This is a genomic window from Jannaschia marina, from assembly GCF_013404595.1.
GTDB classification, from domain to species: domain Bacteria; phylum Pseudomonadota; class Alphaproteobacteria; order Rhodobacterales; family Rhodobacteraceae; genus Jannaschia; species Jannaschia marina.
In genome coordinates this window covers 186897-208913 of the sequence record NZ_JABVAX010000004.1, presented here as the reverse complement: position 1 = coordinate 208913, position 22017 = coordinate 186897, and the positions used below count along the sequence as shown (strand labels likewise).

Genomic DNA, 22017 nt, shown 5'->3' with positions numbered 1-22017 from the left:
ACCCTCGGCCCTAGGGTTCAAGCACCGCGATCGCGTGACAAGGGGGGCCTTGCGGTCGCGACGTCCTGACGAACCATCAATTTCCAATGTAAACCTTTGATGTCATGGCCTCCTGACAGCCAATTCTGCGGAGCGGCGAAAATCGTCATCGGCGGATTTCCGCCGATGTTCTACGGATTGAGCCTGACCCTGTGCCAGCCTTCGTCTCCGTCGACCGCCCGGGTGAATCGGAAACGGTCGTGCAACCGGAACGCGCCGTCGGCCCAGAGCTCGATCTCGACGGGGCGGATGCGGAAGCCGCCCCAATGCGGCGGGCGCGGCGGGTTCGGCCCCTTGGTCGCTGTCATCTTCGCGACCTTCGCCATGAGCACGGCCCGGCTCTCGAGCGGACGCGACTGCTCCGACGCCCAGGCCCCGAGGCGCGACTGCAGCGAACGCGAGGCGTAGTAGGCATCGGCCTGCGCCGCCTCAACGCGCTCCACCGGGCCGCGCACGCGGACCTGCCGGCGCAGGCTCTTCCAGTGCATCACGAAGGCGGCCTGCGGGTTCGCCGCCAGCTCCTGCCCCTTCTTGCCGTCGAAATTCGTGTAGAAGACGAAGCCCCCGGTCCCGACCTCGATCTCCTTGAGGAGAACCATACGCACGTTCGGCAGGCCGTCGGCATCGACCGTGGCAAGCGCGATGGCGTTCGGATCCTCGGGTTCGGTCGCGGTCGCGTCCTCGAGCCAGCGCGCGGCGATGGCCACCGGGTCGTCGCCCGCGAAGATCCCGTCGCCTCTTTCGCCCATGCCCCACCCCTTCCGAGTGCAATGCTTGCCGCCTATTCGCCTTTCGCCTAAAGCCGTTGCCAAGGCAAGTCGGAGGAACCCATGACCGATCTCATGGCAGGCAAGCGCGGGCTCATCATGGGGCTGGCCAACGATAAATCCATCGCCTGGGGCATCGCCAAGGCCTGCGCCGCACAGGGCGCGGAGCTCGCCTTCAGCTATCAGGGCGAGGCGCTCAAGAAGCGGGTCGGACCGCTCGCCGAGAGCCTCGGCTCGGACATCGTGATCCCCTGCGACGTCTCCGAGGGGGCGTCGATCGACGCGATGTTCGAGGCCCTGCGCGAGCGGTGGGACCGGCTCGACTTCGTGGTCCACGCGATCGGCTTCTCCGACAAGAACGAGCTGCGCGGGCGCTACCTCGACACCTCGCTCGACAATTTCCTGATGACGATGAACATCTCGGTCTATTCCTTCACCGCCGTGATGCAGAGGGCGGAGAAGATGATGACCGAGGGCGGCTCGGCGCTCACGCTGTCCTACTACGGGGCCGAGAAGGTCATGCCGCATTACAACGTCATGGGGCTCGCCAAGGCGGCGCTGGAATCCTCGGTGCAGTACCTCGCCGAGGATCTGGGCCGCGACGGCATCCGGGTGAACGCGATCAGCGCGGGCACGATCAAGACGCTCGCCGCCTCCGGCATCGGCGATTTCCGCTACATCCTGAAGTGGAACGAATACAACTCGCCGCTCCGCCGCACGGTCACGACCGACGAAGTGGGCCAGTCGGCGATGTATCTGCTGTCGGATCTGTCCTCGGCGGTCACGGGTACGATCCACCACGTCGACGCGGGCTATCACGTCGTCGGCATGAAGAATGTGGACGCGCCCGACATGACGCTCGAGAAGAAGGACGGGTGATCCGCGCGACGCTCCTGCTGCTGGCGTTCGCTGCGCCGGCCGCGGCGGAGGTCTGCGGAATGACGCCCGACGCGGCGCTCGAGACGCTTTCGGGCGACTGGGCGGCGCGGCTGACACCGGAGTTCGCGATGCGCGACGGCGCGGTCGTGGAAGAGCTCGGGGACGGCGGCACGGCGCTGGCGACCATCGCGCGGGACGGCGAGCGGGGCGCGGCCCTGCGCATCCCGTTTCCCGGCGGAACGGCGGAAGTCCGGCTCACGCCGGCAACCGGCACGGCCATGCTCGGCCCCCTGCCCCCGGTCCTGACCGACACGCTGGCAGACACGCGGATCGCCGACATCTCCGGCTGCGCCGCGGCGGACGTGCCGGCCTTCGACCTCGACTTCACGCGCGACTTCCCCGACGGGCGCAGCGGGACGATCGACGGGCGTCTCCTGCTGACGGGGCCGGGATCGGCGACCGCCCTGCAGGTCATCACGCTCTACGACCCGGAGCGCGGAGCAGCGCGGCTCGTCTCGCGCTTCGACCTGACGCGGTGAGCGTGCTTGAGCCCGGCCACCTGCTCGCCTTCAACCTCGCCCTCTTCTTCGCCGTCGCGGCCCCCGGCCCCGCCTTCCTGATCTGCACCCGCGCGAGCCTGCAGGGCGGCGTGCGCGCGGGCGTGCTGACGGGGGCGGGGCTCGCCGTGGTGGCGGGGCTCTGGACGCTGGCGGCGCTTCTGGGGCTCGACGCGCTCTTTGCCGCGGTGCCCGGGGCCTACACGGCGATGCGGCTCGGGGGCGCGGCGCTCGTCCTCCTCTTCGCGGTGCTGACCTGGCGAGACGCGGAGACGCCGGTGACCGAGGTGCCCCTGCCCTCGGGGCGTCGCGCCTTCCTGCAGGGCGCGGCACTGAACCTCGCCAACCCGAAGAGCATCCTCTTCGCCGCGGGCGTCCTCCTCGTGATCTTTCCGCCGGGGCTGTCGGCGGCCGCGATGGCCGTAATCACGGTGAACCACATCCTGCTGGAGGTGCTGGTCTACGGCACGCTCGCGGTCCTGCTGAACCGGCCGTCGGTGCGGGCGCGCTATCTGGCGATGAAGCCGCGGATCATGCGAGCCATGGCCGTCGTGCTGGCGATCCTCGGGCTGCGCCTTCTGATCTGGGGGTGAGGCTCCTTGACCCGGGGGCGCGGGCCATGGTCTAGCCTGCGCCAAACAGCGCCGGAGACCGCCCCCATGTCGACCCAACTGCCCCACGAAAAAGGCTTCCACATCAGCTGGGACCAGATCCACCGCGACAGCCGCGCGCTGGCCTGGCGGCTCGACGGACGCGGCCCCGGCGAGGGCGGCGCGTGGAAGGCCATCGTGGCGATCACGCGGGGCGGCATGGCCCCGGCGATGATCGTGGCGCGGGAGCTGGGCGTGCGCCTCGTCGACACGATCTCGATCAAGTCCTACGACCACCAGACCCAGGGGGACGCACAGGTGCTCTCGAAGCCCGACCCGGAGATGGTGGGCGATGGAACCGGCATCCTCGTGCTCGACGATCTGGTCGACTCGGGCAAGACGCTGGAGGTCGTGCGCGCGCTCTATCCGAAGGCGCATTTCGCGACGGTCTACGCCAAGCCCAAGGGCGAGCCGATGGTCGACACCTTCATCACCGGGGTGAGCCAGGACACCTGGATCTTCTTCCCCTGGGACATGGCGCTGCAGTACGTGGAGCCCTACCGCGGCAAGGATTGAAGCGTCTGGCCTGCGTATTTCGGGTCAGGGGCACGGGCCTCAGCGGCGTGTGAGGCGCAGGCGGATGCCGTCTTTCGCGCGCACGGTGAGGTGGGCGACGGGCACCGGCGGCGGGCCGACGGGCGCGACCTCGAAGGCGGCGATCAGGCGCGCGAGCAGCAGCACGCCCTCGGCCATGGCGAAGCCCGCGCCGGTACAGACGCGGGGGCCGGCGCTGAAGGGCATGTAGGCCCGGCGCGCGCTTTCCTTCGCGGCCTCCCCTTGCCAGCGGTCGGGGTCGAAGTGATCGGGCCGCTCCCAGAGGCGTTCGTGCCGGTGCAGGTGCCAGGGGCTGAGGACGAGCTGCGCCCCGAGGGGCGCGGCGCGGCCGCGGAACGTCTCTGGGCCGGTCGTCTCGCGCACCATCATCGGGACGGGGGGATAGAGGCGCAGCGTCTCGCGGAAGACGTCGCGGGTGAAGGGCAGTTTCGACAGGTCGGAGAAGGCGAGGCCCGGCCAGTCCGCCGGCGCCTCGGCGGCGACGCGGGCCTGTGCACCCGGGTGCGTGGCCAGCAGGTAGAGCCCCCAGGCGAGCGCCGAGGCGCTGGTCTCGTGGCCCGCGAGGAAGAAGATGGCGACCTGATCGACCATTTCCGCGGGCGAGAAGCGGTGGCCCGTCTCGGGGTCGGGATAGGTCATGATCTTGGTAGCGAGGTCGTCGGGCGCGGTGCCCGCCGCGATCTCCTCCGCGCGCCGGTCGACGAGGGCGGAGAGGGCGTCGCGGATGGACCGGGCGGCCTGCCGCGTCGCGCGCCGGTGGGGACGCGGGATCCAGCGGGGCAGCGGGATCAGGGCGGCGAGGTTCAGGAGCGGCTGCGTGCGCTGGTAGGCGCGGAACTCGCGGAAGACCTGGCTCGCCAGCGCATCGGTGATCGGCACCGAGAAGAGCGTGCGGAAGATGACGTCGGCGGCGGCGTAGCTCGCCACCTCCTCGATCTCGTGCTCGCCCGGATCGAGCCGCGCGACCATCGCCTCGGCCGCGTCGCGCATCCCCGGGAAGGCGTCGCGCAGGCGCCCGCCGGCGAAGGCCGGGTCGATGATGCGGCGTTGGCGCTTCCACTCGTCGCCGTTCGTGACGAAGACCGAGCGCCCGAGGAGCGGGGCCAGCCCCTCGCGCACTCGGTCGGACTTGGGGAAGTCGTCGGGACGGGTCTTGAGCACGAGGTCGAGCAGCTCCGGGTCGTTCATCATGTAGCTGCGGAAGAAGGGCGTGCGGAACTCGGCCATCCAGGCGCGGTAGAGCCGCGCGGGCTGCGCGCTCAGGATGTCGGCGCGAAACCGGCGGGCGTAGCCGAGGAGGCCCACGTGATCGGGCCGCGACGGGGGCTTGGGCGGGATCACGGCGTCCTGTCCGTGAAGCGGTTGACGGGCGCGCGCTTGGTGGAGGGGCTGGGCCTGCGGCCCGCGAAGCGCGTGGCGAGGCGCAGCGGCCCGGCGGTGACGCGGAAGTAGTCGTAGTCGCCCGGCTGCCCGGGCAGGTCGTCGAAGGCGCAAAGGTACTGAAAATGCAGGCGGAAGTAGCGGCGCTTGAGCGCGGCCCAGGTCTCAGCGCGCAGCGTCTTGGTGAAGGCGGCGGAGAGGACGAGCGGCCCGGTCTGCGGTTCGGGCGCGACGCCGGTCACCGCGACGGGATCGCAGAGGGCGAAGGCACAGCCGTCGCCGGGGGCGGTGACGTCGACCCAGGGGATGGTCCCCTGCCCGCCCATCAGATGAAGATCACCCCGCAACCGACTGGCATGCGGTAGAAAACTCACCATCGGGACGACATGGCCGAGGCTCAGGAAACTGCAGCGCCCCGCGGGGATGCGCCCGGCGCGGAGCATGTCGGCCAGGACGGAGACGGCGAGATGCGCGCCGGAGGAATGGCCGACGATCAGGACTTCTTCGGCCTCGGAGGCGAGCGCCTCGGCGATGCGGTCACCGAAGGCGGCCATGCGGGCCTCCAGCTCGGGCGGGTTCGCGCCCTTCCAGCGTGCGGAGAAGGCGTAGTCGTGCATCAGGTAGTGGGCGAAGACCTTGGCGTCCTTCGCCTTGAACCACCGCAAGACGGCCCAGGCGACGCCCGCGCCGGCGAGAAGCCCGAGGATCGCGCCGGTCACCTGCCCCTGCGGCCAGAGCGCCGAGACGGCCCAGCCGGTGAGCGCATAGGCCGCCCAGCCGAGGAGGAGCGCCGCAAGGAGCTGGAGGAGGAGAAAGACGATGGGGTAGAGCGCGGCGATCACCGGGCCCTGCCGCAGGCGCATGAGGCGGAAGAGCGCGCCCGAGCCGATATACGTCCAGGCGGTGCGGGCGAGCTGGGCGTAGGTCGCGGGGATCGACGCCTCCATCGAGCCCGAGACGATGTCGGACCAGACGAGCACCTCGACCTCGCTCTCGACACGTGCGCCCTCGATCTCGGCGGTCACGCGCCAGGAATAGGGGCCGTCGCCCTTCTCCTGCGCGATGGAATAGCCCGAGAGCGCCGCCTGCGCCGCGCCCTCCTTGCGGTAGAGTTCGCGGTAGCGGCGGGGGTGGAACGGATCGTAGCCGGGGATGTAGAGCACGCGCCGGCGGTGGACTTCCTGTGTCATCTGGTCGCTCGTGGCTCTCGGACGGGTGGCGCGAGGATGACAGGACCCTTGGGCAAGATTAAGGAAAGGGCGAGGATGGGGGAGCCGATGAAGATCGACCTGGAAGTGGATGCACTGGGGCTTCTCTGCCCCCTGCCCGTCCTGCGGGTGAAGAAGCGGATGCAGCCGCTGCCCTCGGGGGCCGTCGTGCGCCTTCTGGCCGACGACCCTGCGGCGCATGTGGACGTGCCCCACTTCTGCGCGGAAGCGGGGCACGCGTTCCTCGGCGTCGACGGCACGGCGTTCACCCTGCGCAAGGGCTGAGCGTTACTCGGCGGCCTGCGCGAGGTCGGGGCCGCCCGCGCGGATCACCGCCAGAAGCTCCTCCCGCCGCTTGGCCGCCGCCTGTTCGTTCTTGGCCTTGACCGGACCGAAACCCCGGATCGTCAGCGGCAGTTCGGCGAGGGCCACGATGGCCTCCCGGGTCCGCGCGTCGAGCTTGGGGAGCACGGCGTCGAGGTCGGCCTCGTACTGCTTGATGAGGGCCCGCTCCATCCGGCGCTCGGCGGTGTAGCCGAAGGGGTCGAAGGGCGTGCCGCGCAGGCGCTTGAAGCGGGCGAGCATCGGGTAGGCGCGCTCGATCCACTCCCCGAAGGCGCGCTTGGCGGGGCGGCCGTCCGGCCCCTGCTTCGAGAGCATCGGCGGCGCGAGGTGATAGGTCAGCTTCAGGTCCCCATCGAAGGCGGCGCGGGCCTTCTCCCGCGTCGATTGCAACAGGCGCGCGACCTCGTATTCGTCCTTGTAGGCCAGCAACTTGTGATAGCCCCTGGCGACCGCCTCGCGCACCGCCGCATCCTCGATCGCGTCGAGGCGGCGGGTGTAGCGCTTGGCGTAGCGGGCGGATTGATAGGCCGTCAGATGCTCCACCCGGGCGGCGATGCGCTGCTCGGGCGACTTGGGCAGGGACGTGACCTTCTCCTCGGTCATGGCGGCGGCGGCCTCGGGCTCAACCACGGCCCAGCGGCCGAGTTCGAAGGCGCGCTGGTTATTCTCGACCGCGGCCCCGTTCAGCTCCACCGCCTTGACGATGGCCTCGTGGCTGAGCGGCACGAGACCCCGCTGCCAGGCGGCCCCGAGGATCATCATGTTCGAGAAGATCGTGTCGCCCAGCAGAGTCTCGGCCAGTTTCGAGGCGTCGAAGAGCATCAGCCCGTCGCGCAGACGGGCCTCGAGCGAGAGTGCGAGCCGGTCGGCGGGCAGCTTGAAATCGGCGTCGCGGGTGAAATCGCCGGTGACGATCTCGTGGCTGTTGACGACGGCGCCGGTGCGGCCCGTCGAGGTGAGCGAGAGCGTCTTCGTATCGGCCGAGACGACGAGGTCGCCGCCGATGAGCGCGTCGGCCTCGCCCAGGGCCACGCGGATCGCGCTGATCTCGCCTGGCGTGTTCGCCAGCCGGCAATGGAGCGCGACGGCCCCGCCCTTCTGCGCGAGGCCGGCCATCTCCATCAGGCCCGCGCCCTTGCCGTCGAGATGGGCCGCCATGGCGAGGACGGCCCCGATGGTGACGACCCCGGTGCCGCCGACGCCGGTGATGACGCCGTTCCAGGTGCCCTCGATCGCGGGAACCTCCGGCGCGGGCAACGTGCCGATGTCGACATCGCGGGTCGCCTTCTTCTTCAGCTCGGCCCCCTCGACGGAGACGAAGCTGGGGCAGAAGCCTTTGACGCAGCTGAAATCCTTGTTGCAGGACGATTGGTCGATGGCGCGTTTGGTGCCGAATTCCGTCTCCACGGGCACGAGCGAGACGCAGTTCGACTGCACCCCGCAATCGCCGCAGCCCTCGCAGACGTCGGTGTTGATGAAGATGCGGCGGTCCGGGTCGGGGAAGAGACCGCGCTTGCGGCGGCGGCGCTTCTCGGCGGCGCAGGTCTGGATGTAGAGGATCGCGCTGACGCCCTCGACCTCCTTCATGCGGGTCTGGACGTTCATCATCTCGTCGCGCTCGTGCCAGCTGAGGCCCGCGGGGAAGCGCGACTTCTGCACGTCCTCCTTCTCGTCGTAGACGACGGCGATCTCCTTGACGCCCATCGCCTGCAGCTCGCGGGCGATCTGCTCGGGGGCGAGGTCGCCCTCGTTGTGCTGCCCGCCGGTCATGGCGACCGCGTCGTTGTAGAGGATCTTGTAGGTGATGTTCGTCTTGGCGGCGAGCGCGGCGCGGATCGCCAGGATGCCCGAGTGGTTGTAGGTGCCCTCGCCCAGGTTCTGGAACACGTGCTTGCGCTTCGAGAACTGGCTCTCGCCCACCCAGTTGACGCCCTCGGCCCCCATGTGGGTGTAGCCCTCGGTCGAGCGGTCCATCCAGAGCGCCATGACGTGGCAGCCGATGCCCGCCCCCGCGCGGGAGCCCTCGGGCACCTTGGTCGAGGTGTTGTGCGGGCAGCCCGAGCAGAACCAGGGCGTGCGCTTGGCGATGTCGGGGGCGTTGTCGTCGCGCTTGGCCTCGGCGATGCGGTCGAGCCCGGACTGCATCCGGTCGGTGCAGCGCCCCTCCTCGGTCAGCACGCGGCCCAGCTTCTCGGCAATGTCGGTCGGGTCGAGGGCGAAGGCCTGCTTGAAGAGCCGTTTGCCCTCGCCGTCGGTGTAGCCGTAGACGCGCCGGCCCTGCCGGTCGTCGAAGATGGCCTCCTTCACCTGCACTTCGAGCAGCTTGCGCTTCTCCTCGACGCAGACGATCAGGTCGAGCCCCTCGGCCCAGTCGTGCAGGCCCTTCATGTCCATGGGCCAGGTCTGGCCGACCTTGTAGGTGGTGATGCCGAGCCGCGCGCATTCGGCGTCGTCGAGGCCGAGCAGGTTCATCGCGTGGACGAGATCGAGCCAGTTCTTGCCGTGGCTGACGAAGCCGATCTTGGCCCCGGGCCGCCCATGGACGCGCTTGTCGATGCGGTTGGCGTGGCTGAAGGCCTCGGCGGCCCATCGCTTGTGACCCAGAAGCCGCTCCTCCTGCGGGATCCAGTGGTCGTTGAGGCGGATGTTCAGCCCGTCCTCGGGGATCGGGTAGTCGGGCGTCACGAAGGAGAGCCGGTCGGGGCGGCCGTCGACGACGGAGGTGACCTCAACCGTGTCCTTCATCGTCTTGATGCCGACCCAGACGCCCGCGTAGCGGCTGAGCGCCCAGCCGTAGAGGCCGTAGTCCAGGATCTCCTGCACGCCCGCGGGAGACAGGACGGGCATGTGCACGTCGATGAGCGCCCAGTCGGACTGATGGCAGGTGGTGGAGGATTCGCCGGTGTGGTCGTCGCCCATGGCCATGAGGACGCCGCCGTGGCGCGAGGTGCCGGCCATGTTGACGTGGCGCATCGCGTCGCCCGAGCGGTCGACTCCCGGCCCCTTGCCGTACCAGAGCCCGAAGACGCCGTCATGCGTACCCTCGCCCCTCAGTTCCGCCTGCTGCGCGCCCCAGAGCGCGGTGACGGCCAGATCCTCGTTCAGGCCCGGCTGGAAGGTGATGTCGTTGGCCTTCAGTACCTTCGACGCCTTGGCCATGTTGAGGTCGACGCCGCCAAGGGGCGAGCCGCGGTAGCCCGTGCAGTAGCCGGCGGTGTCGAGGCCCGCGCGGCGGTCGCGCTCCTTCTGCATCAGCATCAGGCGGACGAGCGCCTGCGTGCCGTTCAGCAGCACCTCGTCCTTTTCCAGGTCGTAGCGGTCGGTCAGGGATACGTCATGGCGCATGAATGTCTCCTCCTGCCACATATATAGGTCAGCTTTTGTGACCTATAAAGGGGAATCTTCTTCACACTTCCTCTCCACCCTACCGTATAGACGGCTCCGGGGCGGATGGATTTTTTGACGCGGGTGAGTCGTGGATTGGGATAAGCTACGGATTTTTCACGCCGTTGCCGATGCGGGGTCGCTGACCCACGCGGGCGACGTGCTCCATCTTTCGCAGTCGGCGGTGAGCCGTCAGGTGCGCGCGCTGGAAGACGCGCTCGGCACGACGCTGTTCCACCGCCACGCGCGCGGCCTGATCCTGACCGAGCAGGGCGAGCTTCTCTTCGACGCGACACAAGCGATGACCAAGCGCCTCGACACGGCGAGCGCGCGGATCCGCGACTCGGAGGAGGAGGTGTTCGGCAACCTGCGGGTGACGACGACGATCGGCTTCGGCTCGATCTGGCTCGCCCCGCGCCTGTCGAAACTCTACGACAAGTACCCCGACCTGAGCCTCGACCTGATGCTGGAGGAGCGGGTCCTGGACCTGCCCATGCGCGAGGCGGATGTCGCCATCCGCATGAAGGAGCCGAGCCAGGCCGATCTCGTGCGCAAGCGCCTGATGGACATCCGGATGCAGCTCTTCGCCTCGCCCGCCTACCTCGAGGAGAACGGCACGCCCGGCTCGCTCCACGACCTGTCGGACCACCGCCTGCTCTGCCAGTCGCTCGACGTGACGCAGGTGAGCGCGGGGGCGACGCTCGTGCGCGAACTGATGACCTACGACGTGGGGCGGACGCTCAAGGTCAACAACTACTTCGGCGTCTTGCAGGGCGTGCTGAGCGACCTTGGCATCGGCGTGCTGCCCGACTACCTCGTGCAGGACTTTCCGCAGTTGGTGCGGGTGCTGCCGACGGTGGAATCGAACGAGGTTCCGGTCTTCCTCGCCTTCCCCGAGGAGTTGCGCGGGTCGAAGCGGATCGAGGCCTTCCGCGACTTCGTGGTGGACGAGGTCGTCGCCTACCGGAAGGCGCAGCGGGAGAAAACGTGACACGGCAATGGGTTGCGCCTTCAGCTATGCGCCCGACGCATAGCGGGATTGCACCGACCGGTTCAGTTCCCGCCTTGTCGGAAGGCGGTCTGCGCAATATCTAGGCTCTTGAAGGATGACAGTTTCATGTCCCTTCACCTCCCTGTTGGACTTCGGCCGAGCCTTGAGCTCGGCCTTTTTTTGTACGGTCGGGGTGGCGGCAGCGAGGGCGAGTGGGTGCTGTGGTGTCGCTGACGGTCGGGAATGTCGGCTTGGAGCCCAAGTGGACTGTTGCTGCAAGTTAACCGAATGTCGGCTAGGTAACTGGCAAATCGTCTCGCTACGTGCTTTTGCATATTGCCCTGCCCTCAGCCTGAAGCCAGTCGCTCGGACTGGATCCGGCCACGCGTAGGAATTCGCGATTGAAGTTCGACTTCGTATTGAACCCCGATGACAGCATCGCTTCAGTGACGGTTTCTCCGCGCATGAGCGTAGCTTTCGCGTTCCCGATACGCGCCTCGTTTACGAAACGCGACACGTTTTCGCCGGTCGCGCGGTTGATCGTCACTGACAGTGTCTTGGCCGGTACACGCAGTTTCCGTGCAAGCCGCGAGAGTGTCAGGTTGGGATCGAGGTAGGGCTTCTCCCGCGCCATGTAGGCCGTCACGCGCTCCCAGAGTTCGGCATCCGGTTCAGGCCTCTCTCCTACAGGCTCGGGTTTCTCCGTCTCGTCGTTCCTGAGATAGGGCGAAAGACTGAACAGCCCTATCAGCAGCAGATTGCCGACGGAAAACACGGTGATGAACCAGACCCGCAACTCTCCTCGGCCGGCTATCTGCGCGAGCACGATCAGGACATCGCTCAACGCCGATGCGATAAGCGCCGCGCCGATGATCAGCCAAATCCGCGCCGGGATGTTGCCATATGCCAGAAGCGCGCGAGGCTGCGCATCGGCCCCGCGAAGCGCTTGCACCAGGATGGCGATGCCGTAGCCGACGAAAGCCCCGGGCAGCAGAACATCGAGAAACCTAGGCGCCACCAGGATCGCTGCGACCGCCGCGAGAGGGACGAGCCCGTGAAGCACATCGACCCTGCCGGCGGGCCGGACCGCCGTGACGGTGTAAGCGAACCACGCCGCCGGCGGGATGAGAGAGGCGCCGATCGGCTGCATCCAGCGCATCCCCGGAACCATGTAATGCTGAGCCATTGCGATGATGAGAGACTGCACCGCGCAGATCCCCAGAAGCAGCCCGAGTGCGCCGAGCCGTCGTTGCTCCATCCACAGGCGCAGACAGGCGAAGCCGAGAACAAGGGCCACGAAAACCGGGATGGGAAGTGTAGGCATGGGTGCGTCTTTTCGGTCAGGGCCGACTTCCTGCTAGACCGAAAACGCGATCCAAGGCGACCTGAATCCGGAAACAGGACGCGGCCTCCCTAAGTGGCGGGCAATCCTTTGGTCATCACACCTCTTGTTGGAGACCAATTATGAAGACCACAGCAATCGCCCTTGTCCTCACGTCCATGGCTTCCGGCGCGGCAGCCGACGGCGCCGGCCTCAGGCTGACCGACATCTACATGCCTTATCATGATGCGAAGGCGCGCGCGGCGATCTGGTATCCCCGCGGTGCAGGCGGCACACCGACGCTCTATGCGGACAATCCCGTCTTCCTGGGTGTCGACGCCACGCTGGATGCGGATGTCGCGCCCGGCGACTTCCCCGTCGTTCTGTTCAGTCACGGCATGGGAGGCACCGACCGGGCTCAGGCCTGGCTGGCCTCGGAACTGGCGAACCGGGGCGCCATCGTCGTGATGGTGAACCATCCGAACTCGACCTGGGGCGACTTCGACATGTCCAAAGGCGTTCGGCACTGGACCCGCGCGCAAGACCTGTCGACCGCGCTGGACATGCTGACCGATGACCCGGCGCTGGGGGGCCATATAGATGCCTCGCGCATCATGGCGGCCGGGTTTTCCTACGGCGGCTGGACGGCACTGTCGTTGGGGGGTGTGACCGGCAACCTTGAGGGGATCGTCGGGGTCTGCACCGCCCAGATCGAGACGATGGAGGCCTGCGACATGCTGCTGTCCGACGCCGTCAGCATGCAGACGCAAGACCCGCCGACCTGGAACGCGAGCTACGCCGACTCCCGCGTCACGCAGGTGGCGGCCATTGATCCCGGTTTCGTCTGGGGGCTCGACGGCTCGGACACGGCGGCGCTTGTGCCCGGTGCCCTCCTGATCGGCCTCGGCGATAACCAGACGCGCCTGTCCGCGACGAATTTCGACGACAGCGGGCTTGACGCCCTTCTGCCCGACGCGCGTATCGTGCAGCTTTCCCCGGCCTTCCATTTCACTGCCATGCCGCTCTGCAAGCCGGACGCACCGGCCATACTGGAGGCAGAGGAAGACGACCCGGTCTGCACTGATCCGCCCGGCACGGATCGTGCGGTTGTGCATTCGGCGATCATCGATGCCATCTCGGAGAAACTGGGACTTTAGCCGAACCTGCCGTTCGCCATTTGCTGGTGAACGGCAGGTTTGTCCGGATAGCCGACCTCACGCCTCCGATCACCCCGCCGCCTCCGCCGCCGTCGCCCGGATGCGCGCGACCATGGCGCGCAGGCCGTTGGAGCGTTGGGAGGAGAGGTGGTCGTCGAGGCCGAGGCGGCCGAGTTCCGCCGCGGCGTCCACGCGGCCGACCTCCGACACGCTCAGCCCGGCATAGAGCTCGTGCAGGATGGCGATCAGGCCGCGCACGATCATCGCGTCGGATTCACCGGCGAAGTCGAAGGTCGCCTCCGGCCCCTGCCCGTCGATCCGGGGGTGGAGCCAGACCTGGCTCGCGCAGCCGTCGACCTTGGTCGCGGGCACCTTGAGCGCGTCGTCGAGCGGCGGGAACGCCTTGCCCAGCTCGATCACGTGGCGGTAGCGGTCTTCCCAGTCGTCGAGGAACTCGAACGTCTCGACCAGATCCTCGAAGCTCTTCTGTGCCATCTGCACCTCTCCTGTCGCGCCAGAGCTAGGCTCTGGGCCCCCGAAGGTCCAGCCCGCTTCCCAAAGCCGCGCCGATGGGCTAGCCCCGTGGCAATGGACTTCAGGGGACACGACGGAATGTTCGCACGGATCACCGCGGTTATGGCGCTCACGGCACTCGCCGGATGCGGCCTGGGCGAGTCGCGGGTCAACCCGCTCAACTGGTTCGGCTCCGACCGCGAGGAGCGCATCGAGGCCGCGCGTACCGACCCCGGCCGCCCCGTCGTGCAGCAGGTCGTCTCTCTCAAGGCGGAGCCGACGCCCGGCGGCGTGATCGTCTCGGCCGTGGGCCTGCCGCCGACGCAGGGGTTCTGGGAGGCGGAGCTTGCGCGCATCCCGACCGAGGACGCGGGCGTGATGCTCCTGCAGTTCAACATCTCGCCGCCGCTGACGCCGGAACCCGTAGGCACGCAGCCCTCGCGCGAGGTGCTGGCCGGGGCGTTCTTCACCACGCAGGAGCTGGCCGGCGTGCGCACGATCGCCGTGCAGGGTCAGACGAACCGCCGCTCCGTCAGCCGGCAGTAGGGGCGCGCCGCTGCCCTACCCCCGCGCGTTCGCGAGCGCCGCGCCCTCTGCGAGCGCGCCGAGCTTGGCGTAGGCGATCTCGGGATCGACCGCGCCGAAGCCCGCGAAGGTGCCGAAGCCGCAGTCGCTCGACGCGATGACGCGGTCCGGGCCGACGATACCCGCGAACCGCGCCAGCCGCTCGGCCACGACCTCGGGGTGTTCGACGAAATTCGACGTGGTGTCGACGACGCCCGGAACGAGGATCTTGCTGTCGGGGATCTCGCCCTTGCGGTCGCGGAAGACCTGCCACTCGTGGGCATGCCGGGGGTTCGACGTCTCAAAGAGAAGCTGGTCGGCGTTCACGCCGAGGAAGGTCGAGAAGACCGTATCCATCGGGATGTCGCAGACATGCGGCCCCTCGTAGTTGCCCCAGCAGATGTGGACGCGGACTCGTGACGGATCAATGCCTTGCAGGGCGTTGTTCAGAGCCTCGACGTGGGTTTGCGCGATCCTGAGGAACTCCGCGTCGCTCAGGTCGGCGAAGAGCATATGCCGCGAGAGCGCGAGGTCGGGGCAGTCGAGTTGCAGGTAGAGACCCGCGTCTATGATGGTGCGATATTCCTCCGCCATCGCGTCCGAGAGGGCGGCGAGGTATTCCTCGCGGGTTGCGTAGTGCTGGTTCTGGAGGAAGAGGCTGATGACGCCGGGGCTGGCCGCGTTCATGAAGCCCTCTTTCGCCCCGTGCGTCTCCATTGCCGCCTTGAGGTTGGCGATGTCGGTCTGAAGCTCGCCCTGTCCCTTGGACTTGACCGGCCCTGTGCACATGGGCCGCGCGTATTGCGGCGTGCCGCCCGCCTCGGCCAGGCGCTTGAGGAAGCTGGGGAACCGCTTCAGGTCGGCGGGCGCGTTGCGGGGGCTGTCGCCCGAGAAGCCGGTGTAGCGGTCCTTGACGTAGGTGGCGTAGCTGATCTTGGAGGTCTCGCCGTCGGAGACGACCTCCACCCCCGCCGCCACCTGCCGGCGCACGACCTCGTCCACCGCCGCCGTCATCTGGGCGGCGAAGGCATCGGCGTCGTAGGGCTCCTCGCGCTCGCGGGCGAAGATGAAATCGACGGTTTCCTGCGTGCGCGGCAGGCTTCCGACATGGGTGACGCGGATGGTCATGGGCTATCCTCTCGATTTCGTGAGGAGGTGCCACGGCGGGCGGCGGAGGGCAACCGGGCCGGGCCGCCGCCCGCCGGATCTCAGGCGGCGTCGGCCATCACGGGGATCCAGATCTCGACCGGGCCGCGGCCCGTGCGCGGATCGAAGCGCCGGTCGTAGACCTCGAAGTCGGGGGTGCCAGCGGGGTCGAGGCCATGATCGGGCAGGCTGCGGTTCCAGATCGTGTAGACGGTCCTCGGGAGGTCGGAGATATGCCCGTCGTGGGTAAAGACGGCGTAACGGGCGGCCGGCAGGTCGACCGCGTCGAGGCCGTCGACGCGCGCCTCCGCCGCCAGCCCCGCGAGATAGCGGAACGACCCGGCCCCGTCGGCATCGGCGCAGACGCCATAGGCGACGTCAGGCGCGGAGCTCTCGACGTTGGCGGTCGTCGTCTCGAAGGATTGCCAGAGGCCTAGGATGCCGGCGTTGTCCTCGAAGGTGCAGCGCAGGCTCGGGCCGACCACACGGAACGCGGGGCGTGTGCGGATCTCGGGCGGGGCGACGTCGACGATCAGTTTCTTGTCCATTTTCAGGGGCTCCATCAGGTTGAGGTCGGTGATGGAACCGGCGGAGCGCACGGTGCTCGGCAGGACGCCGAACCGGGCGGCGAAGGCACGGGTGAAGGCCTCGTGCGAGGCATAGCCCGCGTCGAGCGCCACCCCGATCACACCCTCCGCGCCCCCGGCCAGCGTCCGGGCGGCCACCGACAGGCGGCGGGCGCGGACATAGGCCATGATCGAGAGCCCCGTCGACTGCCGGAAGGCCCGGCTCATGTGATAGGGGCTGACCGCGCAGCGGTCCGACAATTCGGCAAGGTCGAGATCGCGGTCGAGATGGACCTCGATCTGCCAGAGGATGCGGTCAATCAGGGCCATGCCGGTCTCCGTCGGTTCACGCTAGCACTCTGCGCCGTGGCGGGCGACCGGCGCTTGATCGCGGTTGCGCAATGGTGCGGCCACGGCTCATGCCGCGCGCGGGGCCATCCAGCGCCGGTCGATCTGCCAAAGCGCCCAAGCCGCGGGGATCGCCGTCAGCCCGCCGATCACGTAGGCCAGCGGCGTGTCCGCGAAGCTCTCGAACAACTGGGTGTAGGCGTGCAGGCCCGCGAAGACGACACCGGTGTTGAAGAGCCCGCGGCGGGCGCGATGGGCGGACCAGAGGATCACGGCGGCGAGCGCGACCGCCCAGAGGATGGAAAAGAGTCCCGCGGGAATATGGATCGCCGTCTCGCGGAAGGCGTCGAGCGCGGCCGCGTAGGCCTCCCGGTCGGTCCAGGCCTCGTGCGCCGACCAGTAGGACCAGCCCGGACCCCAGACCGTCTGCCCGACGACGTCTCCCCAGAGAGAGCCGACGAGCGCGCAGAGATTGGCGACGATGGCCGCCATGATCGCGAGGATACCGCCGTGGCGGCCCCACCGCGGGGCCAGCCGCTTCGCGGCCCAGAGACCCGCCAGACAGAGCAGCGACATCTGCAAAATCGAGAGCGTCGGTTCGGGCGAGTAGAACACGTAGACGGCGTGCCAGTAGCTCGTGCCCGTCGAGAGGGCCTGCGCAAAGGGCACGATGGCGAGGGCGGTGACGAAACGGACGTCCGTGACGATGCCGGCGGCGGCGACGAGCCCGGCGGCATAGAGCGACCAGAGCGCGAGGGGCCAGCCCGTCCACCCCGCGAAATCGGCGAGAAAGGCCAGGCCGGTGAGGTGCAGGGCAACCCCCATCAGCGCGATTGCCCCGCAGACGAAGCGCGCTGTCAGATGCGGGCGGCGCAGCGCCCGGCCGAAGACGACGGCCACGACGCCTCCGATGCCGAGCATGGCCGGGCCGGCGAAGTGCTCGTATCTGTCCATCAGTTCGACCCCGGCCCCGCCCAGCAGAAGCCCCGCGCCCACGAGAGCCGCCGCATTGCCGAAGAAGCGCAACGCCTCCCCGCCCCGGGCAAGCGCGGCGAAGCCGGCGAGAAGCGCCAGCCCGCCGCAGAACGCGATGGGCAGCGGTGCGGCGAGCCAGAGGATCAATCCGCAGGTGGTGGCGATGATCCCGCCGATCAGCAGCGTGTGGACGGCGAGCTTCATCATGGTCTCCCGCGCCTGCGCGCGGAGGACGGCGATCTGCGGTTCGGTCAGGACGCCTTCGGCCGCGAGGCGCGTGGTATCAGCGACGTAGTACATGTCAGCCTCCGAATTGAACGATGTTCAATTCATGACCGATCAAATCGGATCGCTCAAGAGAAAATTTAAACTCCGTTCATTTTTTGCCCTGCCAGGACATTCCCGTTACCCGAGCCAGCTGGCCCCCGGGGCGTCGTCGGTGCCGACGATGTGGTAGAGGCTTGCCTCGCCGGTCATCGAGGGCACGGCGCTGTGGGCAAGTCCGGCGGGCACCGACATCGTGTCGCCCGGGGCGAGGACATCGCTGCCGCCGTCCCACTCGACCCGCCAGTGCCCGCGCATCGGCATCAGGACCGAGGGCTTGTCGTGGCTGTGGGCCGCGTCGCTGGCGGAGGCGCGGGTAACGAGGTCGACCTCGAAGCCGGGCTTGTCGCGGATGATCCCGGTCTCCCCGATCACCTTGCAGGGCGTCCCGGAGGAGGCCAGCGCGACCATGTCCCAGTAGCGGCGCACGCCCCAGCCGACGACCTGCATCGGCGTCATCTCGGGGTAGTCCTTCAGCGCGTCGTCCGTGAGCGTGGCCATGGGCGCGACGCCCTCCGGTAGCGACTGCCCCGTTTTGGTGTCGTAGAGCTTGCCCGTCTCGGCCAGGACGAGCCCGTGATCGGCGGCATCCTCGATCACCTGCGGGGCCCAGATGACGCCACCGCCGGCGTCGTCGCCACCGAGGATCGCCATGATCATCCCGTAGTCCGTGCCGATGTTCTCGAAGCCGCGGAAGATGCCGGTGGGGATGTTGATGATGTCCCCTTCCTCCAGCACGACTTCGCCCGCCGTGCCCCAGCGGCCCCAGAAGAAGCGCCAGCGCCCGGAGAGGACGAAGAAGACCTCCGCCGTGCGGTGCGAATGGAGCGAGTTGCGGCACTTGGGCGGCTGCCCCGCCGCGCCGATGTTGAAGCCGTGGGGCGTGGCGATGTGGACGTGCTGATCTGCGGATTCGGAGACGCCGCCGCCGATGATGGTGAAGTTCTCCTTCTGGTCGCTGCCGGGCGTGTGGGCGTCGATGAAGGCCGTCTTGCAGGGGATGAGTTCGCCGTAGCGGACGGTGGTGGGAGCGGTCATTCGATTTCTCCGGTTGGGCGTCAGTCGCCGATGATCTCGGCGGCGATCGCGTCGCGCACGCGGTCGCCGTAGCCGCGCGCGGTCGCCGGGTCACCGGCGATGGCGCGGATGGTGAGCATGTCGCCGTCGCGCAGCAGGACGGTCGTGCTGCCGGCGAAGGTGCCGCGGTAGGTCGTGACCCAGCCGGCGGCCGGGCCGACGTCCACCCGTTCGAGCGTGCAGGACGGATCGCGGCTCTGGCAGAGCGCCTCGAGGCTCTCCATCGTGGTCTCGCCGCTGCGCACGCGATCTTCGGTGCCGTCGTCCTGCCGCCCGAGAACGACGTCGACAGCGGCGAGCGGGTCGCAGCCCACGCAGGCGTAGGTGAGCCGCTGAGCCCCGGTCGCCTCGGCCTGCCACTCCGCGCCGAGCAGGGCCCCGTCCGCGTCGAGGCGGCGCAGGTCATCGAGGGCGAAACCCTCGGCCGTGGCCGCAAGCGGGGCGAGGATCAGCAGGAGGGGCGCGAGGCGGGACATGAGAGGTCTCCTTCCAGGGGATGCCGGGCGGTTCAGGCCGCCCCGAGGTGGATCTGCTTCCAGATCGCGGTTTCGTCGTAGACGGTCCATTCGCGGCGGATCGACCAGCCGTCGGGGCCCCAGGGGCCGAATTCGGCGTGGGTGATCCCGAGGATGTAGACCATCGCGCCCGAGGGCGTGCCGAAACCGCCCCAGCCCTTGTGCCGGCCCCAGAGGGACCAGCGGACGGCGGCGCGGGGCGGCATCATCGGGTCGTCGCGGCCGATGACGTGCTCGACCTTGAACTCGGCGTCCGGAAAGGCCGCGCGCAGCTGCATCCAGAAGCGATCTGCCGCCCCGTGGCTGTGAGCGGTCACGCCGCCGGGGTGTTCGAGGTGACAGGCCCGGTCGTAGCGCTCGGGGATGGCGCGCATGTCCGCCCCCATGATCCGGGTCAGGACCTCGGCCAGGCGTGCGCCCCATTCGTTGTCGTTGCCACGGCCCGCGTAGGGGCCGGCGCGGTCGGTCTCGGGCGTCAGCGGTTTCGCCGCGTTGGCCGCGCCGCCCTCGCGTTCGATCAGGTCGGCGGCGTAGTCTTCGGGTGTCCAGCCGAGCTGGCGGACGATTGCGCCCTGGTCACGGATGAGCCATTCGTCGTCGATGGCGATGCCGGTCGCGTGGCAGTCGGCGATGATGCGGTAGGTCAGCTGCTTGCCCGTCGCGCGGCCATAGACGCCGTCGCCCGCGTGGGTGGCCGTCGACAGCAGGCGGTGGGACGACAAAAGGCCCGTCTCGCTGCTCTCGCCCGACCAGATGACGTCCTCCCCGAGGAGGGTACGGTCGGGGAACTCGGCCAGCGTCGCCATGGTCGCGCCGATGACGTTCTGGTTGCCGGTCACGACCGAGGCCGGGGAGCGCACGACGATGTCGGGGGCGTAGTAGTCGTGGAGCGTCGCGATGCCGCGATCCTCCCAGATCTCCTTGGTGATGCCGATGATGTAGTCGGGGAAGTCCGACCAGCGGTTGTTGAACGTCATCTGTCCTGTCCTTCGGGCAATCGGGCCGACCCGCGCACGACGAGGGGACCGTCGATCTCGATGCTGCGGGCTGTGCGGGTCGGGGTTTCGAGGAGGGCCATCAGCTCCTCCACGGTGGCCTGCACCATGCGCCGCGTCGGCTGGCGCACCGTGGTGAGGTCGTAGGCGGGCCAGGCGGCCATGGGCACGTCGTCGTAGCCGAGGATGCTGACGTCCTCGGGCACCTTCAGGCCGAGGTCGAAGCGCAGCACGTCCATCACGGCAAGCGCCATGTGGTCGTTGGCCACGAAGATCGCGTCGGGCGGATCGGGCCGGTCCATCAGGCGGCGCGTGGCCTCGGCCGCGGTGGCACGGTCGTAGCGGCCGTCCTCGACCGCGTGGAGCCCCTGCCCCGCCGCATCGAGCGCCGCCTCGAAGCCCGCACGGCGATCCCGGCTTGTGGAGGCCCCCGCGAAGCCCGTGATGTGAGCGATGCGGGCGTGCCCACCGGCCAGCAGGAACTCCGCCGCCTTGCGCCCGCCGGCGCGGTTGTCGGAGGTCACGGCAGCGAGGCCCGAGCCGGGGATGCCCCGGTTGAAGAGGATGACGGGAATGCCGGCGGCGGCGCAGCGGCGCGTCAGCTCGCCCGAGAGCGTGATCGAGGCGGTGATGATGCCGTCGACCTGATAGTCGAGCAGCTCGGAGATCACGCGGTCGGTATCGACGCCGTGCTTGCCGGTCGTGAAGACGAGCAGGTGATAGCCCTCGGCCTGCAGCGCGGTCGAGAGCTTCTCGAGGGCGTCGGGATAAAACGGATTGTCGAGATAGGCGACGACGAGCCCGATGATCTTCGTGCGCCCGGTGATGAGGCCGCGGGCGAGCGCATTCGGACGGTAGCCCAGCGTCTCGGCAGCGGCGCGCACGCGCTTCGACATGTCGGGGCTGACCGAGGCCCCTTGGGTGAAGACGCGGCTGACGGCCGACTGGCTCACCCCGGCGAGGCGGGCGACGTCGAGGGAGGTGACCTTCTTCGCCATCAGTCCGCCGTCCATCCGCCGTCGACGAGGAGCGCCGTGCCAGTGATCATCGCCGCGGCATCGGAGGCGAGGAAGGCAACGGCCCCCATCAGATCCTCCACCTCGGCGACGCGGGGCAGCTTGATCATCCGGTCGATCCAGGCGCGGCGCTCGGGGTCGGCGAAGGTCGCGGCGGTGAGCGGGGTGCGTATGAACGTGGGACAGATCGTGTTGACGCGGATATTGCGCGGGCCCCACTCGATCGCCATGGACTTGGTCATCCCCTCGACCCCGTGTTTCGTCGCCGCATAGACCGCGCGGTCGATGCCGCCGACATGGCCCATCTGGCTGGAGATCTGGAGGATGACGCCGCCCGCCTCCATCCGGCGGGCGACCCTTTGGGCGAGGAAGTAGGCCGCGCGCAGGTTGAGGCCGACGACGGCGTCGAAGTCCTCGGGCGTCGTGTCGAGCGCCGGGGCGTGGCGGGCGAGGCCGGCGGAATTGCAGAGGATGTCGAAGGGCCCGTGCGCGTCGAGGAAAGCATCGAGCGCGTCGAGATCGGAGACGTCGAGCGTGCCGCCATCAGCCCCGTGGCCCGCGTTGCGGAGTGCGGCGACGGCGGCCTCGACCTCGCTCTCCGTGCGCGCGCAGAGGACGACATGGGCCCCCGCCTCGGCCAGCGCGGCGGCGCAGGCGAGCCCGATCCCGCGGGATCCGCCGGGCACGAGGGCGCGGCGTCCGTCGAGACGGAAGCTCGGGGTGCGTGGAAGGGTCATGGGGCGCT

22 protein-coding genes are annotated in these 22017 nt (G+C 68.8%); 8 read left to right on the top strand and 14 right to left on the bottom strand.

The features are described from left to right. Positions 1-170 precede the first annotated feature (170 nt). Positions 171-788, bottom strand: a complete 618-nt coding sequence (pdxH, locus tag HSX43_RS09765) for a pyridoxamine 5'-phosphate oxidase (RefSeq protein WP_179379935.1) — start codon at positions 786-788, stop codon at positions 171-173. Positions 789-869: 81 nt separating this feature from the next. On the opposite strand from pdxH, the gene fabI reads away from it, so the two are divergent. The 4 genes from fabI (at position 870) to gpt (ending at position 3408) form a co-directional block, all read left to right on the top strand. Next, entirely contained in the window at positions 870-1685 is an 816-nt protein-coding gene (gene fabI, locus HSX43_RS09760; RefSeq protein WP_179379934.1) for an enoyl-ACP reductase FabI, read from the top strand. Further along, the gene (locus tag HSX43_RS09755) at positions 1682-2224 is read left to right on the top strand and encodes a hypothetical protein (RefSeq protein WP_179379933.1); all 543 of its coding nucleotides are present in this window, start codon (positions 1682-1684) and stop codon (positions 2222-2224) included. Before fabI ends, HSX43_RS09755 begins: the two co-directional genes overlap by 4 nt. Further along, on the top strand, positions 2221-2835 hold the full coding sequence (locus HSX43_RS09750; RefSeq protein WP_328795253.1) for a LysE family translocator: 615 nt from the start codon (positions 2221-2223) through the stop codon (positions 2833-2835). The genes HSX43_RS09755 and HSX43_RS09750 overlap by 4 nt, the downstream gene beginning before the upstream one ends. Before the next feature lie 66 nt (positions 2836-2901). Then, positions 2902-3408 (top strand): xanthine phosphoribosyltransferase, encoded by a 507-nt coding sequence (gene gpt, locus HSX43_RS09745; protein ID WP_179379932.1) that lies wholly within the window; start codon positions 2902-2904, stop codon positions 3406-3408. Positions 3409-3447: 39 nt separating this feature from the next. Here the strand turns inward: gpt and HSX43_RS09740 are convergent, their stop codons facing one another. Then, entirely contained in the window at positions 3448-4788 is a 1341-nt protein-coding gene (locus HSX43_RS09740) for a cytochrome P450 (protein WP_179379931.1), read from the bottom strand. After that, the gene (locus tag HSX43_RS09735; protein WP_179379930.1) at positions 4785-6017 is read right to left on the bottom strand and encodes a hypothetical protein; all 1233 of its coding nucleotides are present in this window, start codon (positions 6015-6017) and stop codon (positions 4785-4787) included. Before HSX43_RS09735 ends, HSX43_RS09740 begins: the two co-directional genes overlap by 4 nt. Before the next feature lie 87 nt (positions 6018-6104). Here HSX43_RS09735 and HSX43_RS09730 point away from each other — a divergent pair, with 87 nt between their 5' ends. Then, entirely contained in the window at positions 6105-6320 is a 216-nt protein-coding gene (locus HSX43_RS09730) for a sulfurtransferase TusA family protein (protein WP_179379929.1), read from the top strand. A gap of 3 nt (positions 6321-6323) precedes the next feature. Here the strand turns inward: HSX43_RS09730 and HSX43_RS09725 are convergent, their stop codons facing one another. Then, positions 6324-9725, bottom strand: coding sequence for an indolepyruvate ferredoxin oxidoreductase family protein (locus HSX43_RS09725; RefSeq protein WP_235962600.1), 3402 nt, complete (start codon positions 9723-9725; stop codon positions 6324-6326). 130 nt (positions 9726-9855) lie between these two features. Here HSX43_RS09725 and HSX43_RS09720 point away from each other — a divergent pair, with 130 nt between their 5' ends. Next, entirely contained in the window at positions 9856-10755 is a 900-nt protein-coding gene (locus HSX43_RS09720; RefSeq protein ID WP_179379927.1) for a LysR family transcriptional regulator, read from the top strand. Between the two features lie 319 nt (positions 10756-11074). Here HSX43_RS09720 and HSX43_RS09715 read toward each other — a convergent pair whose 3' ends face one another. Then, the gene (locus tag HSX43_RS09715; protein WP_179379926.1) at positions 11075-12079 is read right to left on the bottom strand and encodes an AraC family transcriptional regulator; all 1005 of its coding nucleotides are present in this window, start codon (positions 12077-12079) and stop codon (positions 11075-11077) included. Positions 12080-12219: 140 nt separating this feature from the next. Here HSX43_RS09715 and HSX43_RS09710 point away from each other — a divergent pair, with 140 nt between their 5' ends. Next, positions 12220-13233: an alpha/beta hydrolase family protein gene (locus HSX43_RS09710; protein WP_179379925.1), complete on the top strand. Its 1014-nt coding sequence runs from the start codon at positions 12220-12222 to the stop codon at positions 13231-13233. A gap of 69 nt (positions 13234-13302) precedes the next feature. On the opposite strand, the gene HSX43_RS09705 is transcribed toward HSX43_RS09710, so the two are convergent. After that, positions 13303-13728 (bottom strand): SufE family protein, encoded by a 426-nt coding sequence (locus HSX43_RS09705; RefSeq protein WP_179379924.1) that lies wholly within the window; start codon positions 13726-13728, stop codon positions 13303-13305. A gap of 117 nt (positions 13729-13845) precedes the next feature. Here HSX43_RS09705 and HSX43_RS09700 point away from each other — a divergent pair, with 117 nt between their 5' ends. Beyond that, positions 13846-14292: a hypothetical protein gene (locus HSX43_RS09700; RefSeq protein WP_179379923.1), complete on the top strand. Its 447-nt coding sequence runs from the start codon at positions 13846-13848 to the stop codon at positions 14290-14292. A gap of 15 nt (positions 14293-14307) precedes the next feature. On the opposite strand, the gene HSX43_RS09695 is transcribed toward HSX43_RS09700, so the two are convergent. From HSX43_RS09695 to HSX43_RS09660, 8 genes are all read right to left on the bottom strand, one after another. Beyond that, positions 14308-15438, bottom strand: a complete 1131-nt coding sequence (locus tag HSX43_RS09695) for a cobalamin-independent methionine synthase II family protein (protein ID WP_179379922.1) — start codon at positions 15436-15438, stop codon at positions 14308-14310. Between the two features lie 80 nt (positions 15439-15518). After that, positions 15519-16352, bottom strand: a complete 834-nt coding sequence (locus HSX43_RS09690; protein ID WP_179379921.1) for an AraC family transcriptional regulator — start codon at positions 16350-16352, stop codon at positions 15519-15521. 87 nt (positions 16353-16439) lie between these two features. Continuing rightward, positions 16440-17645, bottom strand: coding sequence for a hypothetical protein (locus tag HSX43_RS09685; protein ID WP_179379920.1), 1206 nt, complete (start codon positions 17643-17645; stop codon positions 16440-16442). 105 nt (positions 17646-17750) lie between these two features. Further along, positions 17751-18707: a cupin domain-containing protein gene (locus tag HSX43_RS09680; protein WP_179379919.1), complete on the bottom strand. Its 957-nt coding sequence runs from the start codon at positions 18705-18707 to the stop codon at positions 17751-17753. 20 nt (positions 18708-18727) lie between these two features. After that, a complete protein-coding gene (locus tag HSX43_RS09675; protein ID WP_179379918.1) occupies positions 18728-19222 on the bottom strand; it encodes a hypothetical protein in 495 nt (164 codons plus the stop codon). Between the two features lie 32 nt (positions 19223-19254). After that, entirely contained in the window at positions 19255-20238 is a 984-nt protein-coding gene (locus HSX43_RS09670) for a nuclear transport factor 2 family protein (RefSeq protein WP_179379917.1), read from the bottom strand. Continuing rightward, on the bottom strand, positions 20235-21269 hold the full coding sequence (locus HSX43_RS09665; RefSeq protein ID WP_235962599.1) for a LacI family DNA-binding transcriptional regulator: 1035 nt from the start codon (positions 21267-21269) through the stop codon (positions 20235-20237). The genes HSX43_RS09670 and HSX43_RS09665 overlap by 4 nt, the downstream gene beginning before the upstream one ends. After that, complete coding sequence (locus tag HSX43_RS09660; RefSeq protein ID WP_179379916.1) at positions 21254-22009, bottom strand: SDR family NAD(P)-dependent oxidoreductase; 756 nt, start codon at positions 22007-22009, stop codon at positions 21254-21256. Before HSX43_RS09660 ends, HSX43_RS09665 begins: the two co-directional genes overlap by 16 nt. Between the last annotated feature and the right edge of the window lie 8 nt (positions 22010-22017).